The following is an 18796-nucleotide window of genomic DNA, read 5'->3' as shown; positions in this document are numbered from 1 at the left end:
CAACCCCCTTACGTTAATTTAATGATCCCGATCGTAATCAACAGTACGGCAGGTACGATCGAGATACCTTCTGCTTTTTCGCTTAATTTTGCTCCGCTCAAAATTCCAGCATACAGCATAAAAAAAGTGATTATAACGATCCATAAAGCTGTTACAAAAGGTTCAACTCCCATAAAAGCTCCGCTGATGCCGGCACCAAGCGTATCCAGGGACAAGGCTGCTCCTAACAGCCAAACTTCTTTCCCTTTAATACCACCGGACTGATCCACGTCAGCTGCTACGGGATCGTTAAGTACGCGTGCAGGCTGGGACCAGGGCTCTTTCTTCTGACTCTGATCAGGCTTTCGAAAGTATTGATATAAAAAATAAAACCCAATCCCAATCAAGGTCAGTGCACCCAGTCTTTCCGCATACTCAGCAGGAATAAACGGCAATAGGAGCGCGCCCATATAAGAAGAGACCATGAATCCTGCACCTGATAAAAAAGCGATCGTTAAAATTCCTCGAAGTGAAAGACTAATCTTTCTCATCCCGAGAACGCAACCTATTCCGAAGCTGTCGATACTAAGTGCTGTCACAAATAAAAAAGTGAAAGCTAGAACTCCCATCTATTCCACCCCTGTTCGCTAAGGTGTAAATAGTATATGGGAGTCTAATAATTTTGACACGATTGACATGTCGGGCAAATATGAGTACCTCTTCCACTGACCTTTGTTTTTATTATTTGCCCCCCACACTCGCTGCAAAGGGTATCCTGCTTACCATAAACTTTCAAATTCTGCTGAAAACTGCCAATCTTACCCTGACTGTTTAAATAGGATCTTATTGTAGTTCCACCTAAACCAATAGCTTCTTCTATAATCTGAACACTCGCTTTTCTCAAACGATTCGCTTCCTCTTTTAAAAGCTGGTTAGCCAATCGTTCCGGGTGAATCCGGGCTTTGTACAATGCTTCATCTACATAAATATTGCCCAGCCCAGCTACAATAGTCTGATCCAAGAGAACGGTCTTAATGTTTCTCGAGGTTTTTTGTAATTTATGATAAAAGTAATCAAGGGTAAAAGCTTCCTCAAACGGATCAGGCCCTAGTTGGTTGAGAGGTTTCCTATCCATTTCTTCCCCTTTTGGAAACACATGCATTGTCCCGAATTTACGTACATCGTTATATCTTAATTCTGTGCCATCTGTAAAGTGAAACACGACGTGGGTGTGCTTGGGCTTTTCTACATCTGCGTCATACAGGCCGAATTTCCCCTCCATCCTTAAATGGGATATAAGCACCAAATCATCCATGTGAAAGATCATAAATTTCCCTTTACGTTCAATATCCATAAAGGATTGACCCTTAAGCAGACGCTTGAACTCATCAGGGTCCTTTGGATTTTTAATTATATTCCCCCAATACACCGAGACGTCGCCTATAGTTTTGTTTAATATTAAGGTTTTTAATGTTTGTCTGACTGTTTCGACCTCTGGAAGTTCAGGCATGGTGTCATTCTCCTCACTTACTTTGCATCATACCAGGTAGATCCATAAGAATAATCCACTTTTAATGGAACATCTAAATTCACCGTTTGTTCCATTACTGATGCAACGACTTCTTTCAACTGCTCAACTTCTTCTTCAGGAGCTTCTAATATCAATTCATCGTGAACTTGCAGCAGCATCTTAGCTTCAAGCTTTTCTTCAGCTAGCCGGTGTTCAAGATCAATCATTGCTTTTTTGATTACGTCTGCCGCGCTTCCTTGAATAGGAGTGTTCATAGCAGTACGCTCTGCCGCATTTCGGCGGTTAAAATTACGGCTTGTCAGATCAGGAAGGTATCTCTTTCTATTCATAAAGGTGGTAACATAACCCACACGTCTAGCTTCCTGCACCGTCTCTTCCATATACTTTTTAACACCCGGGTAGCTCTCCAGGTACTTATCAATGAATGCCTGGGCTTCTTTACGCGGAATATCAAGACTTTGCGATAATCCGTAATCACTAATCCCATAAACAATTCCAAAGTTCACAGCTTTGGCCTGTCTCCTCATTTCACTCGTAACGTCTTCCTTGGAAACACCAAACACTTCACTCGCTGTCTGAGTATGAATATCCTGCCCTTCCCGGAAAGCCTCGATCAGTTTCTCATCCTGTGCAATATGCGCAAGTACACGCAGTTCAATTTGAGAATAGTCACTGGCAAAAATAACCCAATTTTCTTTGGAAGGAATAAAGGCTTGCCTAATTTTTCGTCCTTCCTCTAACCGTATCGGAATATTTTGAAGGTTGGGCTCGGTTGAACTCAAACGACCGGTCTGAGTTAAGGCTTGATTAAATCGTGTGTGAACTTTATGAGTATCCTCATCGATGACCTTAAGCAAACCTTCAATATAAGTGGATTTCAATTTCCCTAATTGACGATACATTAAAATCTTGGAAATTATTTCATGTTTATCTTCTAATTGTTCAAGTACATCAGCAGAGGTCGAATATCCCGTCTTCGTCTTCTTAATTACGGGTAAGTTCAGCTTTTCGAACAAAATGGGACCAAGCTGTTTAGGTGAGTTTAAATTAAAAGATTCACCCGCAAGCTCAAAAATCTCTTTCTCAATTGCGTTCAGTCTGCCTTCCAATTCAGCGCCCATCTCCTCCAAACGCTCTTGGTCAACGAGTACTCCTCTATGCTCCATCCGCCCTAAGATCAAAGCAAGCGGCATTTCTAAATCCATATATAAATTATACTGTTCTTTATTTTTCAGTTCGGTTTCCACTGTATCTTTCAATTTATATACCATGTCAGCTTTCCTGCTAATATGTTCATAGAAGTCCTTATCATTTTCAGGGCGCTTCATTTTAGCCCCTTTCCCATAAACTTCTTCATCATATTTCACTTTGCTTTCACCCATACGATGACTAATAGCAGGTATGTCATGATGGTTTTCAGCAGGATTAATTAGATAAGAGGCTAATAAGAGATCAAAATGAATACCTTGGATATGAATTCCGTGACGCATAAGAGCTACGACCGTCCGTTTCGCATCAAATACCCATTTCTCTTTTTCACCATTTTCTGCCCATTCCTTAAATCCTTTCGACTCTTTCGCATCCTCCATTGTAATCACATACTTACTTTCTTCATTTACGATAGCAATGCCTTCTACAGAAGCCTGGTGATAATTGTCGTACAGCATCTCAACCACTAAGGCTTCCTTACCAGAAAACATGTCAGTTTCTAAATCTTTAACAACTTCCACATTAATCTCTGGGAAGGGCTCAGCACCCCCATTTTCTTCTTCTGTTCCGCCTTCTTGAATTCTTGAAAGTAATGACTGAAAACCCAGGTCTTTAAATAGATGGCTGACCTGGCTGGATTGATATCCTTGATAACCTAAATCTTTTAATTCTATTTCTATAGGAGTTTGTTTCTCAATTGTTACAAGTTTGCGGCTCATGTAAGCATCTTCTTTATGATTTTCCAGCTTTTCTTTTAATTTTTTACCGCTGATCTGATCCAGATTATCATAAAGGCGGTCAATTGTATCAAATTGCTTCAATAGTTTTACTGCCGTTTTTTCTCCTACACCGGGAATACCAGGAATATTATCAGAACTATCTCCCATAAGTGCTTTCAAGTCAATGATCTGATCCGGCCGAACCCCCATTTTTTCTTCCATGAACGAAGGATCGTATGTATCCACATTCGTAATCCCCTTCTTCGTCAAGCTAACACTAACTCGATCAGTTACCAGCTGAAGCAAGTCTTTATCTCCAGAAATTACTTTCACTTCATATCCATCCTGCCCTGCCTGATCAGCGATCGTGCCAATAATATCATCAGCTTCATATTGAGGGAGCTGATAATACTTCACCCCGAAAGCATCAAGTAGTTCCTTGAGAACCGGGAACTGTTCGGATAATTCCGGGGGTGTTTTCTGTCTTCCGCCTTTATATTCACTATAAGTATCGTGCCTGAAAGTTGTTTTTCCAGCATCGAACGCCACCAATAAATGGTCGGGCTGGTCTTCCTCTAATATCTTCAATAGCATCGTAGTAAAACCGTAAACCGCGTTTGTGTACACTCCTTTATCATTATTTAATAAAGGTAATGCAAAAAACGCACGATAGGCTATGCTGTTTCCATCAATTAATACAACCTTTTCAGCCATGAACTCACTCCTTCAATAATAAAAACGCCTTTTTGTTCATTCTACCATGTTTAGTGCTGAGAAGAAAAAAAGACATCCGTTAACAATAGAGAATAGCTTGACCTATAAGATTAGTATTCCACCAAAAAAAAGGCAGAAGCGAGGGAAGCTTCTGCCTAAAAGAGAAAACACCTTGGATGAAAGGGTTTCATAGTAATCTTATCAAAGAAATATGAATGTAAATTTAAAGCATTATTAAGATTGTGTAAATTGCTTAGGGATTTCCACATGAAAGGTTGTGCCTTCATCAACCACACTATCTACGTGTACGTTTCCATGGTGAGCTTCTACAATGTGCTTCACTATGGCAAGACCGAGACCCGTCCCTCCTGAATTCCTGCTCCTTGCTTTGTCCACACGGTAAAACCTTTCAAAAATGCGGGAGACCTCTTCTTGCGGGATCCCTACCCCATTATCTTTTACAGATACTAAAACTCGATCATCTAAATCCTTAAATATCAACGAAACGTTTCCATCTACTTTCGTGTAATTAATTGCATTGGTCAATAAATTCATAAAGACTTGTTTTAAACGACTGGAATCTCCTTCAATAATGGTGTTCCCTTCTACTTCTGTGGATAACTGAACTTGCTTTTGATCTGCATGCTGCTGAACTATAGGAAGAAGATCGGATAACAGACGTTGAATATCTACTCGTTCAATACTTAAATTAAAGTCCTCTCTTTCTAACTTAGAAAGCTCTAATAGATCCTGTATAAGTGACTGAAGCCTTCCGCTTTCTTTTAGAATAATCTGAAGGAACTGTTCGAGCATAGCCTCATCTTTCATTGCTCCATCTAGAAGCGTTTCAGAAAACCCTCTTATTGAAGTAATTGGGGTTTTCAATTCATGGGACACGTTGGCAACAAAATCTTTCCTCATTTGTTCTAATTGCTTAAGTTCTGTTATGTCGTGAAATACCAGGACAACACCTTTCCACTTGCGATCCTCGCTAAAAATAGGGGCACCGGTTACTTCCAGGTGTTTTCGGTCTATGTTCACCGGTAATACAAATGTTTCACTAACGGTCTCCTCAAACATGTAAATCTTTTTCACTGTTTCATGAATCGCTGTGTACGGGATAGCATCATGGTATAAATAACTTATATATTCGGCAGGCTTTCCTTTAAACGTTTCCAAAAAGGCACGGTTCACCAGCAGAATATATCCTCTCTCGTCTATAAGAACAAGCCCGTTTCCCATATTGTTAATAACTGCTTCTAGCTGATTCTCCTGCATGCCCTGAGTGCTGGTCATCTCTTGAAGGTTTCTCGCTAAAATATTAATGGAGCGGCTGAGCTGACCAGCTTCACCAAAATGGCCCTCATACGTGCGGGCCTTATAGTTCCCTCTTGCAAGTTCAGTTGCTACGTTGGCAGCTGAACGGATCGGCCGGATATATTTAGAAAAAACATTAAATCCAATCACGAATATAACCAGCAGACCCAAGAATAAAGTGACCCCTATTAACAGCCATATATTCTTTGTAATATTGGTCAACGATTTAACGGGAGAGAGAAGAATCAAGGTCCCCTCCGTATTGTTCACTTCAATACTCGAGGTGTAGTAAAACAAATCACCGATCAATTTTCCCTCTTCGGAGCCATTGCGGTCTACGCTATTCAGGACTTTCTTTTTTTCATCATCAGATATGATGGGGATCGCTTCGACAGTATCCACTAGTATTTCACCATTCTCAGATTCAAACACCATTCCTGTATTCAGCTGTTCACTGAAATTAAAGAGTTCTTCCTGACTAATGTCATTGTCCTTAGCATACCTCTCAAGATAAGTAGAAAAGTACTGACTCTCTACAGCTACACGGTCTTCAAAAATATTGATGAAATAGGTTCGGGTCAGCTGAGCTAAAAGGATTCCAAGACCCACCATCACAATGACTATTAAAATTGTGTAGGTAATTAATGGTCTCGTATTTGATGACATCTACTTTGGTTCCTCCATTTTATATCCAAGTCCACGAATAGTTTTTATATAGACCGGTTTTTTGGTCTCAGGTTCTATCTTTTCACGTAAATGACTTACGTGAACATCCACAATCCTTGTATCACCGGCAAAATCATAATTCCAGACGGCTCGAAGGAGTTGATCCCTTGAAAGAACACGTCCAAGGTTATTAGCTAAATAGAGAAGAAGTTCAAATTCTTTAGGCGTAAATGTCAGAGGCTCCTCATTAATAGTGGCTTCATATTGTTCCGGGTAAATAGAGAGCCCGGCAATTTTAATATGAGTCTCATCGACCTCCGCTGGTTCACGAAGCATACGTCGTAAGATGGCTTTAATCCTGGCTACAACTTCCCTAGGACTGAACGGCTTAGTTAAATAGTCATCAGCACCTAATTCTAGACCAAGAACTTTATCAAATTCATCATCTTTTGCAGTGAGCATTAAAATAGGTGTTTCCACCTGCATTTGACGCAATTTCTTGCAAACTTCCATCCCATCCATTCCAGGGAGCATTACGTCCAGTACAATCAAATCAAAGGAGGTAACAGACGCTTTCTCTAAAGCATCTGTACCCGTATAAGCTACTTCCGTTTCATATCCTGCCTGCTCTATATTATATTTAAGTAACGTTACAATGGATTCTTCATCGTCAACAATCAATATTTTCTGATCCACTTCTAATCACCCCAACCTACAAGTTAACTACATAATACAATGAACTTTACAATTTGAATATGGATGTTAATAATCTTTACTTAAACTTAATATATCATTCCCCTTTTTACTTAATGCAGCTGATCTAACACACCTTAAGCTTCTTTCACGATGCAGGGAGAGTTCTGCAACCTCCTAATTCGCGTCTCGCAACAAGGCGTATGATTTATTTTAAAGTACTTATCTATACTAACTATCGACGTAGAAATCCTTTTCTTAAGTTTCCAAAAAAAAGAAAAAGAGATCTCTTAGGGAGACCTCTTTCTTTTTGGATATTTTAGTAAAAGTTTTCAAGAGAGTGAGCATTCATTGAATTGGGTTCGTATGGCGGCTTTACGCCTAACGTGCCTCTGACTACCTCATCCCCCTCTTCATCATAGCCAGTGACGTGAATCGTGACAAGATGATCATCCTTATTCACCACTGTAATTTCAGCTCTAAAGCGTACTTCCGCGTAGTGGTATACAGGTTTCGGATATGAGATTTCCTGAGAAACAATATGACTGCCCGGCCCAGGAAGGTGCATGGATATTATGGAAGAAACCATTCCAAACAGCATAACAGTAGGTACAACCGGACGTTTAAATGGAGTTTGCGAAGCATAATCGTGCTGAATATAGAGAGGGTTTGAATCATCTGTAAGCCCTAAATACATGAGCAGATCACGGTCTTCTACTGTTGCAGAAGTCGTAAAGGTATCTCCTACCTGTAAGTCGTTCATTTTCTTTCCTAATTTTCGCTTTTTACTTAACATTAAACCACCTCTTTGAAAGCGTTTTCTGTTGTTGTGTAAAAAAGGATTCGAGGATAACCCCGAATCCTTTACAATCCTATTTTAATACATTTAATACATTTTTAACAGAGTCTGCTGATTGATCGAGCTGCTGTTTTTCATCTTCTGTTAATTCAAGCTCAATAACTTCTTCAATTCCATTTCCACCAAGGATGGTAGGAACTCCAAGATAAATGCCATCGTATCCATATTCACCTTCCAGATATGCAATAGCTGGCAATATGCGGCGCTGGTCTTTTAAAATAGCCTCGGCCATTTGTACAAGTGAAGCAGCAGGTGCGTAGTAAGCGCTGCCGTTACCAAGCAGCCCTACGATTTCTCCGCCTCCCTTTCTTGTACGTTCCACAATCGCATCAAGACGTTCTTTAGGGATTAGCTTTTCAAGCGGTATGCCGCCTGCAAAAGAATAACGAGTCAATGGGACCATGTCATCTCCATGCCCGCCTAAGACAAAACCAGTGACATCTTTTATGGAAACATTCAGTTCCTCCGCTACAAAGGTGCGGAAGCGTGAAGTATCCAATACACCAGATTGGCCAATAACGCGGTTCTTAGGAAGCCCTGCTTCCTGGAATACAGAGTACGTCATAGCATCAACTGGATTAGTCAGTACAATGATGTAGCAATCCGGAGAGTTCTTCACGATCTCTTTTGTTACGCTCTTCATGATCTTTGAGTTTGTCGCAACAAGATCATCGCGGCTCATACCAGGCTTACGAGCAATCCCCGCTGTAATAATCACCAGATCAGAGCCTTTAGTATCTTCATAATTAGAAGTTCCATTTACTTTGGCATCAAACCCTTGTACTGGACTCGCTTCTAACATATCTAAAGCTTTTCCTTTGGTGGGATCTTCCATATCAGGGACATCGACCAGTACAACATCACCCAATTCTTTCTGGGCTGCCATAAGTGCCGTAGTAGCACCCGTAAAGCCGGCACCGATCACGGATATTTTATTTCTGCGAATAGCCATATTACCCAGCTCCTTTTAATTAACCATTAGTCCATATTTTTAATTAGTTCATCACCGAACTGAGAGCACTTCACTTCTTTGGCACCTTCCATCATTCGTGCAAAGTCATAAGTTACCACTTTGCTTCCGATGGTTTTATCCATGGATTTAGAAATCAATTCTGCTGCTTCTCTCCATCCAAGATGCTCAAGCATAAGTACACCAGAGAGAATTACAGAGGAAGGGTTCACCTTATCCATACCTGCATACTTTGGTGCTGTACCATGTGTAGCTTCAAATATAGCATGGCCTGTTTCAAAATTAATGTTTGCACCAGGCGCAATTCCAATTCCGCCAACCTGAGCTGCAAGCGCATCTGAAACATAATCCCCATTAAGGTTCATAGTAGCAACTACATCAAACTCTTTTGGACGAGTAAGAATCTGTTGGAGGAAGATATCAGCGATAGCATCTTTCACAATGATTTTACCTTCTGCTTCTGCTGCATCCTGCGCTTTGTTAGCCGCTTCTTTTCCTTCTTTCTCAACGATTCGGTCATATTCCAGCCATGTGAAGACTTTGTCTCCGTATTCTTCTTCCGCTACTTCATAACCCCATGCTTTAAAAGAACCTTCTGTGTACTTCATAATGTTACCTTTGTGAACCAACGTTACGTTTTTACGGCCTTCATTCAAAGCATAATCAATAGATGCACGAACCAGACGCTTCGTACCCTCTTCAGAAACCGGCTTGATCCCAATTCCTGAAGTTTCAGGGAAACGGATATTATGTACACCCATTTCATTCTGAAGAAAGTCTATAACTTTTTTAACTTCAGGTGTGCCTTTTTGCCATTCGATTCCTGCATAAATGTCTTCTGTGTTTTCGCGGAAGATTACCATGTCTGTGTCTTCTGGACGTTTAACAGGGGATGGTACACCTTCTACATAACGTACCGGACGCAGGCAGGTAAATAAATCAAGCTCTTGACGAAGCGCTACGTTAAGTGAACGGATTCCGCCGCCGATTGGAGTCGTAAGAGGTCCCTTAATCGCAATTTTGTAATCACGGATGGTGTCCAGTGTAGCATCAGGAAGCCATTCTCCGCTTTTATCATAAGATTTCTGACCAGCATATACTTCTTTCCACTCAATAGATTTTTCTCCATTGTAGGCTTTATCTACTGCAGCTTCGATTACACGACTGGCAGCCGCCCAAATATCCGGTCCAATACCGTCACCTTCAATGTAAGGGATGATTGGACGATTAGGTACGTTCAATTCTCCGTTTTGTTCTACTGTGATTTTCTCTGATTGTGTCAAAATATACCCTCCTAAATTTATTTCATAAAATGGGATGTAACATCCTCTTCTATCATACGTTAAATTATATAGAAGCTAAAGCAAAGAGAAGAGGAAGCTCGACAGCCCCTCTCTTAACGTTCGTCAATTGGTGTGTAAGTCTGGCCCTTAGGTCCTACATATTCTGCACGAGGACGGATCAGACGATTATCCGAATACTGTTCAAGAATGTGAGCTAACCAACCGGAAACACGGCTAACCGCAAATATCGGTGTGAAAATGTCGTGATCAATTCCAAGGCTATGATAAACCGATGCAGAATAGAAATCCACATTTGCTGGAAGTCCTTTATTTTCTTTAATGTAATCTTCAATTTTGATAGACATCTCGTAGTATTTAGAATGACCTGTCAACTTGGTCAGTTCACGAGACATTTCTTTTAAGTGCTTCGCGCGAGGATCGCCGGATTTATAAACCCTGTGGCCCATCCCCATGATTTTTTCTTTGTTTTCAAGCTTCTTCTCTATAGCAGGAATCGCATTTTCAACGCTGCCAATTTCCGTAAGCATTTTCATAACACGCTCATTGGCTCCACCATGAAGAGGTCCTTTTAATGCACCGATTGCTGCTGTTACGCCTGAATAAATGTCGGATAGTGTTGCCACACAAACGCGCGCAGTAAACGTTGAAGCGTTTAACTCATGGTCTGCGTGTAATACTAGTGCTTTGTTAAATGCCTCGACTTCAATATTTTCAGGATCTTTACCGTTCAGCATGTACAAAAAGTTAGCTGCAAAGCTTAATTCTTTTTTAGGAGATACTGGCTCCTCTCCATTACGGATGCGAGCAAAGGCCGTAACAACTGTAGGCATTTTTGCTTGAATTCGAAGAGCTTTGTCTTTATTTGCTTGCTCTTCCATTACATCTGACTCTGGATCATGAATGCCCAGCATGGAAACAGCTGTACGTAAAGCTGCCATTGGATGTACAGTAGATAGATCATAAGATTTGAGATGCTCTACTACTTCCCGAGGAATATCCATATTTGAGATTAAATCAGATTTAAATTGATTCAGTTCATCTTTGCTGGGAAGCTTTTGATTCCAAAGAAGATAAATTACTTCTTCAAAGCTTGAGTTATTTGCTAGATCATCGATATCGTAACCCACGTAGGTTAATTTATCGTCAATAATTGAACTGATCGATGATTCTGTTGCTGTAATTCCTTCAAGACCTTTGGTTGATGACATACAATCTCTCCTTTTGAAAATTTCCGATGTTTTCGGCCCAAGCGGCAAGAAAACGCTTAATGCACCTATATGAAATAATTAGGAAATGAACCCCACAGACAATTATAAAGTATTCTGAGTTGAATGTGAATTGAAACCGTTTAATTTAAGGGAATTTATCGAATTCCATAGGATATTCCCTTTTATTTAATCATTTATTCAAAAAAAGCTGACCTCCAGTGTAAATAAATTCACTAGAAAGTGAGGTTCACATGGACAACCCCGTTATTCACCAGTTTTTCCGTTTTCTATTTGTGTTTACTCTTATTCTGTGCAGTGTTGTTATCTTTATTGCAGCTTGGACATATTTATATCCCTTTCTAATTGCCCTTATAATTGCGGGAGCTCTTCAACCATTTATTAAACTTTTAGAGAATAGATTACATTTCCCCAGAACCCTGGCTGTACTCTCGCTATTACTCTTACTCACACTTCTTACTGCTTCTCTACTTACACTAGTCATCGCTGAACTAATTAAGGGTATCCAGCGTCTGGCGATAGCGGCACCTGTAAACTTTAATCACCTTGTGAACCATTCCATTGACCAGTTTACCATTTGGCTCACCCCTATCCTTTATAAAATTGAACAAGTGATTCTTAAGTTATCTCCTGAACAGCAACGCTCTATTTTTGACTATATAGAGATAATAAAAGTAAAGGCAGCCTCTCTAGGCGTTGATATTTTAGAAACAATATTTCAAAGTTTAATTCGTGGATTGACCAGCCTGCCCTCCTCTATCACCACTATTTTAATTTTAATGCTGGCCATATTTTTTATATGTAAGGATTGGGAATTAATTATTAATTGCCTTCATCGTACTATACCCGCACAGTATCTTGAAAAAACTAGGAGCTTTCCAGCTGAATTTAGTTCTACCATAAAAGGAATAATTAGAGCTCAATTTATCCTTGTCGGGATATCTACCGTTATCATTGCAACCGGCCTATTTATTCTTCAAGTACCAAATGCATTTACTATTACCATGGCTGCTTCTGTAGTAGATATCATTCCCTACATTGGTACTGGAAGTATTTTCATTCCATGGATTTTTTATCAATTTATCACAGGAAAATTTCAAATGACTATTGGTCTTTCGATCATATATATGGTTGTCCTAATCGTTCGGCAATCGCTGGAGCCAAAGATTCTTGCCAATCACTTTGGCGTACCGCCTATTTTACTATTAGCCGGCATGTTCCTTGGTTTTCAAATTTCCGGTGTGTATGGAATGATACTCAGTCCTCTTGTTATGGTGCTTATTAAAGTTCTTCATACTACAGGAATTTTCACCTACATCTGGTATTTTATTAAAGGAAAATAAATCCCCCATTTTTATTGAAAATGGGGGATTATTATTATCTTCTATAAATAGTGACGGTACCTTTGTCCATCATTTTTGTAATTATCTTCTTTATAAAACGTTTGATGGGTGCCCTTGTCGGTGGAATTAATAGTAAAAACCCTATGGTATCGGTGATAAATCCAGGAGTCAGCAATACTGCGCCTCCTACTAATATACACGCACCATCCAACAGAGTGTCCTGAGGCATTCGACCGCTTGACATAGAATCTTGGAAGTTTCTAATCGTTTCTAAGCCTTGCTGCTTCGCAAGCCATGCTCCGATAACTCCTGTAAGAATAATCAATAATATAACCCACCAGGGTCCAATCCAATTTCCAGCCCATATGAGTAAACCGATCTCCAGTGCCGGGACAATCAGAATAAATAGTAATAACCAGCGAAACATATTATCGTCCCTTTCCAACTCTTTTCTTTTATTATACTTGGAGTTCTAGTACTTTTAAAGCTAAGTACACAAGAGTGATTTTTCTCTCCGTTTTTTATATTTATGTCCCTGCTTTTAAACAGTGGAATCAGGTTAAAGAATTAACATTCCCATAAAATATCATTTAATATTTCGAATCTGGTTCTTACGCTATACATTTCTATAGGTATTTCCCCCTCTGAAAACCATCAACGTTATACACTGCCATAAATAAAAAGAAAGGGAAGTGTTTAACCTCCCTTTCTCTAATATTTACAGGACACTTGCATGCCCTTCATAGATATCTCCGCGCGAACTGTCAATGGTTATATCATTTCCGTCGGAAATTAAGTTCAGAGCATCTTTCACACCTACAATAACCGGGATACCCAGGCTTAAACCTACTACTGCAGCATGAGATGTTAATCCGCCTTCTACTGTAACCAAACCTGCTGCTTTTTCTATGGCAGGCATCATGTCACGGTCTGTACCATGAGTAACAAGAATATCTCCATCCACTACACGATCAATCGCTTCTTTAGAATCCTTGGTCACAATAGCTCTTCCATAAGCGCTCTTTTGACCAACGCCTTGGCCTTTTACAAGTACATCTCCTATAACATGCACTTTCATAAGGTTTGTTGTGCCACTTTCACCTACTGGTACTCCGCCAGTGATAATCACACGATCCCCACGGGTAGCAACCCCAGATGCTAAGCTGCGTTCAACTGCTACATCCAGCATATCATCTGTGGAATGAGCACGTGGCCCCATCACAGCATAAACTCCCCATACGAGAGAAAGCTTACGATTAACAGCTTCGCTTGAAGTGATGGCTACGATTGGTGCTCTTGGACGATATTTTGAAATCATCCGTGCCGTATGACCACTTTCCGTTGGAGTCACTACAGCATTTACATCTAGATTTATAGCCGTGTGAGTCACAGATTGACTAATTGCATCCGTGATCGTCATATCACTATGCCTAGAACGCTCATCAAGAATCGCTTTATAATTTAAGCCTGTCTCAGTTTTGCTGGCAATATTGTGCATGGTTTGCACAGATTCTACTGGGTAATCCCCTGCGGCCGTTTCTCCAGAGAGCATAATTGCGTCTGTTCCATCAAAGATAGCATTCGCAACGTCTGATGCCTCTGCCCGGGTTGGACGAGGGTTTCTCTGCATAGAGTCAAGCATTTGAGTAGCTGTAATAACTGGTTTTCCAGCTTTATTGCATTTGTGGATCAGTTTCTTTTGGACAAGAGGGACATCTTCCGCTGGAATCTCAACACCTAAATCTCCACGTGCTACCATTAGTCCGTCACTTACTTCCAGGATTTCGTCAATATTATCAACGCCTTCCTGGTTTTCAATTTTAGGAATAATTTGTATATCCAGCGCGTCATGTTTTTCCAACAGTTCTTTGATTTCAAGAACGTCTGAAGCACGACGTACGAAAGAAGCAGCTATAAAGTCCACGCCTTGCTCGATTCCAAACTCAATATCCTTCGCATCTTTTTCTGTAATCCCAGGTAAGTTTACACTTACATTAGGAACGTTCACGCCTTTTTTGTTTTTCAAAGGACCATTGTTTAACACAGTAGTTTTAATTTCGTTATTATCTTTGTGAATTTCTTCAACAAGTAACTCTACCAAACCATCATCCAACAAGATTTTAGAACCTGGATGGACATCATTAATCAATCCAGGGTACGTTACTGAAATGCGCTCGGCATCTCCTTGGATATCCTCCATAGATACGTAAACCGTAGATCCTTTTTCAAGGTAAACCTCTTCTTCTTTAAGCGTACCCGTTCGTATTTCAGGACCTTTCGTGTCTAACAATATAGCTACAGTTTTACCTGTTGAGGCGGACGCCTCACGAATGTTCTTAATGCGAGCTCCATGTTCTTCGAAATCTCCATGAGAGAAATTCAATCGAGCGACATTCATTCCTGCTTCAATCAGTTGACTTAGTTTTTCAACTGTTTCGGAAGCTGGACCAATCGTACTAACGATTTTTGTTTTTCTAAACATACTTGTTTCCTCCTCTGATACCTGATTTATATTATATAGATAATTCTTTAGAAAGACGATACATGTCTAGATCCACTTGATGTTTCGTGTTGAGGATTTCTACTATATCATGATCGACTAATTTGTTTTGTTGTATACCAACCATACGTCCGGCTTTTCCATTCAATAGAAGGTCTACAGAATGAGCCCCTAGACGACTGGCAAGAACACGGTCTGACGCTGATGGAGAGCCGCCTCTTTGGGTATGCCCTAAAACCGTCACTCGTGTCTCTAGATCTGTGGCTTCTTTAATCTTACGTCCAAAATCAACGCCACTGCCGACCCCTTCTGCAACGATAATGATGCTGTGTCGCTTTCCACGCTCATGACCTCGTTTTAAGCGGTCGACAACATCGGTGAATTCATCTTCAAATTCTGGTATTAATACACTCTCCGCTCCATCGGCCAGTCCAGCCCATAAAGCCAAGTCTCCTGCATTACGACCCATAACTTCAATGACATAAGTGCGCTCATGAGAAGTAGCCGTATCACGAATCTTATCAATCGCATCGATAATCGTATTCAAAGCTGTATCAAAACCAATTGTAAAATCGGTGCCTGGAATATCATTATCTATTGTTCCCGGCACTCCAATACAAGGGTAACCTTTTTCAGTTAATTTCTTGGCACCCATAAAGGTACCGTCACCGCCAATTGCGATCAGACCTTCAATCCCGTGCTTCTTCATCTGTTCAATACCCTTAAGCTGTCCTTCTTCGGTCTTAAACTCTTCACAGCGGGCTGAATAAAGCTTAGTACCTCCACGCTGGATAATATCTCCTACGGAACCTAGTTCCATTTTATCAATACTGCCCTCGATTAAACCCTGGTAGCCATATTTAATTCCGTAGACTTCAACGTTGTGGTAGATTGCTTTACGCACAACGGCACGAATAGCAGCATTCATACCTGGAGCGTCGCCGCCACTTGTAAGTACACCAATTTTTTTCATTAGAATCACCTCAAATTATTTACTAGTTGGTTTGTGCCCAATCATGGAACTTTTAAAACCTTCTGCACCCTTTCATATATCTAGTTTGTACAAATATTTAAAATGTAAAAAATAAGTGGGCCAAGTATTAAAAGTTTGGGTTGATAGCGTTACCATCCTCCTAAGATGGGAAAAGTCGCACTTGTTGTGCGACTTCTTGATATTACTACTATTCATTTATTCCGTGTTCATTATAAATCAAGTAACGCATAATCGCCAATACTTTTATATTTATTAAAGCGTTCTTCTAATAATTGGCTGTTTTCCAAGGATAAGAGCTCTTCTAATGACGATTTAATTACTTTTTCAATCTCTTTTGCTTGATACTCTACATCCCGATGAGCTCCCCCTCTGACTTCAGGAATAACTTCATCAATTACGTTTAATTCTTTTAAATCATAGGAAGTAATCTTCATAGATTCAGCAGCCTGCTGTGCCAGACCTGCGTCTTTCCAAAGTATCGACGAAGCACCTTCAGGAGAAATAACAGAGTAAGTCGAATTTTCAAGCATATATATCCGATCCCCTATTCCTAAACCAAGTGCTCCACCGCTTCCTCCTTCACCAATCACAATACATATGATGGGAACGTTAAAACCAGCCATTTCCATAAGGTTACGGGCGATAGCCTCGCTTTGCCCACGCTCTTCTGCTGCCTTACCAGGATAAGCTCCCTTCGTATCAATGAAAGTAATAATTGGACGTTTAAATTTATCTGCTTGCTTCATTAGGCGAAGAGCTTTTCGGTAGCCTTCCGGATGAGGCATGCCAAAGTTCCTTCTTATATTCTCTTTTGTATCTTTTCCGCGCTGGTGTCCAATAACGGTAACGGGAGATCCATGAAATTTAGCAATCCCCGCTACGAGAGCGGCGTCATCACCATATAAGCGGTCTCCGTGAAGCTCCAGAAAATCGGAGAATATATGATCAATATAATCGAGAGTTGTCGGACGTTCAGGGTGCCTTGCCATTTGAACCCGATCCCAAGGCTGCATACGATCATAAACATCGACTTCCAGCTTTTCCAACCGCTTCTCTAAGGTTAAAATTTCTTCACTTAGATCCATTTCGCTGTTTTCAGTCATGCGTCTGAGTTCTGCAATTTTTTCGCGCAGTTCAATCACAGGTTTTTCAAACTCGAGTATATGCTTCATGTTTTTTCACCTCCTGGATGGTGAATTTCTAAGACCATTCCAAGTGTTTTTTTCAATTCATGCCGATGCAGGACTCGGTCCAGCTGTCCATGTTCCAGCAAAAATTCAGCGGTCTGAAAATCGTCCGGTAATTTCTCACGAATGGTCTGTTCAATAATTCTTCTACCGGCAAAACCTATTAATGCTCCAGGTTCAGCGAAATTATAATCTCCCAGGGAAGCAAAGCTTGCTGAAACCCCTCCTGTTGTCGGATGGGTCATTACCGATATAAACAATCCACCTTCTGCGTGCAGCCGCTGCAGAGCTACCGAGGTTTTACCCATCTGCATTAAGCTCAGGACACCCTCCTGCATTCTTGCACCGCCAGAAGCAGTAAAAATAATGAATGGAATTTTCTCTTTTCTTGCTTTCTCAATGGCGTTCGCAATTTTCTCGCCAACTACAGACCCCATACTCCCCATACGGAAACGGGCATCCATAACGGCAACAGCTGTATCTAAGCCATTCAGCTGAGCCCGGCCAGTAACCACGGCTTCATTTAAGTCTGATTTCAAGCGATCTTTTTCAAGCTTTTCATCATAATCGGGAAAGCCCAACGGATTACTTGAAATCATATGCTTGTCCCATTCTTCAAAGGTGTCCTCATCAAAGATATGCTCCAGTCTTTCATAAGCATCTAAACGGTGATGATGATCGCAATGAGGACAAACATTCATGTTTCGATTTAATTCTTTTCTATAAAAGATCTTTTGGCAATTTGGACACTTTTGCATAAGACCTTCAGGTACATCCTTTTTCGCTTCTTGTCGTGGGATGGATGCATAGCGTTTTTTCTTGCTGAAAAAATCTCTTAGCAAGGTGATTCCTCCTTTGGGACAAAGCTTCCTTTCTATCTAATATACAAAAAAGCACTGCTATAATCACCCTTATTTTGTCGAATCATTTCGACAAACCATATCTAAGGATAAAGCATTAGTATATCTTTTTTATTTCCATCTATTATAATCTCAATCACTTGTTCATACCAGACTGCTTCATATTGTATTTCCTCCACAGCATGCGCGAATCCGGATATAAATTGCCACATTGATAATAGCAGCGGGCGGTCACAAAGTTCAAATAGGAATTTAAAAAAAGAATGATATCTTTCTTTTCCGTTTTCTTCCATTATTATTTGTTCCAATTTAAACCTCTGCTCTTCAGTGGCATTGCCAGCAAGAATAAATAAGGCTTCCTTCTCCAGCATCTGCTTAGCAGTCTGCAGTTCTTCCCTTGTCCTTGATTCATTTAAAAGGAAACTCGATAATAATTCAACCATATAATAGGGACGATAAGCTCGTATATAAGTACCCTCGCCTCGCTTAGTTTCTATTAAGCCAAGCAGTTCTAAAGCGCGGAACGCTTCTCTAATAGAAGATCTGCCTACATTCAGCTGTTCACTTAACTCGCGCTCTGAAGGCAGCTTATCTCCCGGTGTCAATTGGTTTTCATCGATATAGGACTTTAATTGGTACAGAACACCTTCATAAACTTTCCCTTGTTGCGATCGGGTCACGAAACTTGTACACCCCTTTTTCTGTGGAAGAGCAATTTAAGCTTA

General features: G+C 40.4%; 16 protein-coding genes. 1 reads left to right on the top strand and 15 read right to left on the bottom strand.

The genetic code is table 11. The features are described from left to right. Positions 1–8: 8 nt before the first annotated feature. The 9 genes from ytaF to citZ all read right to left on the bottom strand — a co-directional run bounded on the left by ytaF (position 9) and on the right by citZ (position 11169). Positions 9–608 carry a sporulation membrane protein YtaF gene (gene ytaF / locus ACTWPM_RS07435; protein ID WP_443132432.1) on the bottom strand — a complete coding sequence of 200 codons (600 nt, stop codon included), beginning with the start codon at positions 606–608 and terminating at the stop codon, positions 9–11. Between the two features lie 44 nt (positions 609–652). Next, the gene (gene mutM / locus ACTWPM_RS07430) at positions 653–1489 is read right to left on the bottom strand and encodes a DNA-formamidopyrimidine glycosylase (protein WP_443132431.1); all 837 of its coding nucleotides are present in this window, start codon (positions 1487–1489) and stop codon (positions 653–655) included. A gap of 17 nt (positions 1490–1506) precedes the next feature. Beyond that, positions 1507–4152 carry a DNA polymerase I gene (gene polA / locus ACTWPM_RS07425; protein WP_443132430.1) on the bottom strand — a complete coding sequence of 882 codons (2646 nt, stop codon included), beginning with the start codon at positions 4150–4152 and terminating at the stop codon, positions 1507–1509. A gap of 234 nt (positions 4153–4386) precedes the next feature. After that, positions 4387–6135: a two-component system histidine kinase PnpS gene (pnpS, locus tag ACTWPM_RS07420; RefSeq protein ID WP_443132429.1), complete on the bottom strand. Its 1749-nt coding sequence runs from the start codon at positions 6133–6135 to the stop codon at positions 4387–4389. After that, positions 6136–6831 carry a response regulator transcription factor gene (locus ACTWPM_RS07415; protein WP_443132428.1) on the bottom strand — a complete coding sequence of 232 codons (696 nt, stop codon included), beginning with the start codon at positions 6829–6831 and terminating at the stop codon, positions 6136–6138. 316 nt (positions 6832–7147) lie between these two features. Beyond that, on the bottom strand, positions 7148–7624 hold the full coding sequence (locus ACTWPM_RS07410) for a MaoC family dehydratase (protein WP_443132427.1): 477 nt from the start codon (positions 7622–7624) through the stop codon (positions 7148–7150). 76 nt (positions 7625–7700) lie between these two features. Beyond that, on the bottom strand, positions 7701–8639 hold the full coding sequence (gene mdh / locus ACTWPM_RS07405) for a malate dehydrogenase (protein WP_443132426.1): 939 nt from the start codon (positions 8637–8639) through the stop codon (positions 7701–7703). A gap of 26 nt (positions 8640–8665) precedes the next feature. Next, positions 8666–9940, bottom strand: coding sequence for an NADP-dependent isocitrate dehydrogenase (gene icd, locus ACTWPM_RS07400; RefSeq protein ID WP_443132425.1), 1275 nt, complete (start codon positions 9938–9940; stop codon positions 8666–8668). A 113-nt stretch (positions 9941–10053) separates the two neighbouring features. After that, positions 10054–11169, bottom strand: a complete 1116-nt coding sequence (gene citZ, locus ACTWPM_RS07395; RefSeq protein ID WP_443132424.1) for a citrate synthase — start codon at positions 11167–11169, stop codon at positions 10054–10056. A gap of 251 nt (positions 11170–11420) precedes the next feature. Between citZ and ytvI the strand changes: the two genes are divergently transcribed. Next, on the top strand, positions 11421–12530 hold the full coding sequence (gene ytvI / locus ACTWPM_RS07390; RefSeq protein WP_443132423.1) for a sporulation integral membrane protein YtvI: 1110 nt from the start codon (positions 11421–11423) through the stop codon (positions 12528–12530). A gap of 34 nt (positions 12531–12564) precedes the next feature. Here ytvI and ACTWPM_RS07385 read toward each other — a convergent pair whose 3' ends face one another. From ACTWPM_RS07385 to ACTWPM_RS07360, 6 genes are all read right to left on the bottom strand, one after another. Beyond that, on the bottom strand, positions 12565–12957 hold the full coding sequence (locus ACTWPM_RS07385) for an FxsA family protein (RefSeq protein ID WP_443132422.1): 393 nt from the start codon (positions 12955–12957) through the stop codon (positions 12565–12567). 291 nt (positions 12958–13248) lie between these two features. Next, positions 13249–15012, bottom strand: coding sequence for a pyruvate kinase (pyk, locus tag ACTWPM_RS07380; RefSeq protein ID WP_443132421.1), 1764 nt, complete (start codon positions 15010–15012; stop codon positions 13249–13251). Between the two features lie 31 nt (positions 15013–15043). After that, positions 15044–16003 (bottom strand): 6-phosphofructokinase, encoded by a 960-nt coding sequence (gene pfkA / locus ACTWPM_RS07375; RefSeq protein ID WP_443132420.1) that lies wholly within the window; start codon positions 16001–16003, stop codon positions 15044–15046. A gap of 230 nt (positions 16004–16233) precedes the next feature. Then, positions 16234–17196, bottom strand: a complete 963-nt coding sequence (accA, locus tag ACTWPM_RS07370; RefSeq protein WP_443132419.1) for an acetyl-CoA carboxylase carboxyl transferase subunit alpha — start codon at positions 17194–17196, stop codon at positions 16234–16236. Then, positions 17193–18053, bottom strand: a complete 861-nt coding sequence (gene accD / locus ACTWPM_RS07365) for an acetyl-CoA carboxylase, carboxyltransferase subunit beta (RefSeq protein ID WP_443132418.1) — start codon at positions 18051–18053, stop codon at positions 17193–17195. The genes accA and accD overlap by 4 nt, the downstream gene beginning before the upstream one ends. A gap of 101 nt (positions 18054–18154) precedes the next feature. Beyond that, the gene (locus tag ACTWPM_RS07360) at positions 18155–18751 is read right to left on the bottom strand and encodes a FadR/GntR family transcriptional regulator (RefSeq protein WP_443132417.1); all 597 of its coding nucleotides are present in this window, start codon (positions 18749–18751) and stop codon (positions 18155–18157) included. Positions 18752–18796: the final 45 nt, after the last annotated feature.

This window comes from Halobacillus sp. K22 (assembly GCF_052246795.1).
GTDB lineage: Bacteria > Bacillota > Bacilli > Bacillales > Halobacillaceae > Halobacillus.
Note: the sequence above shows the minus strand (reverse complement) of the source record. Positions and strands in the feature narration are given on the sequence as shown.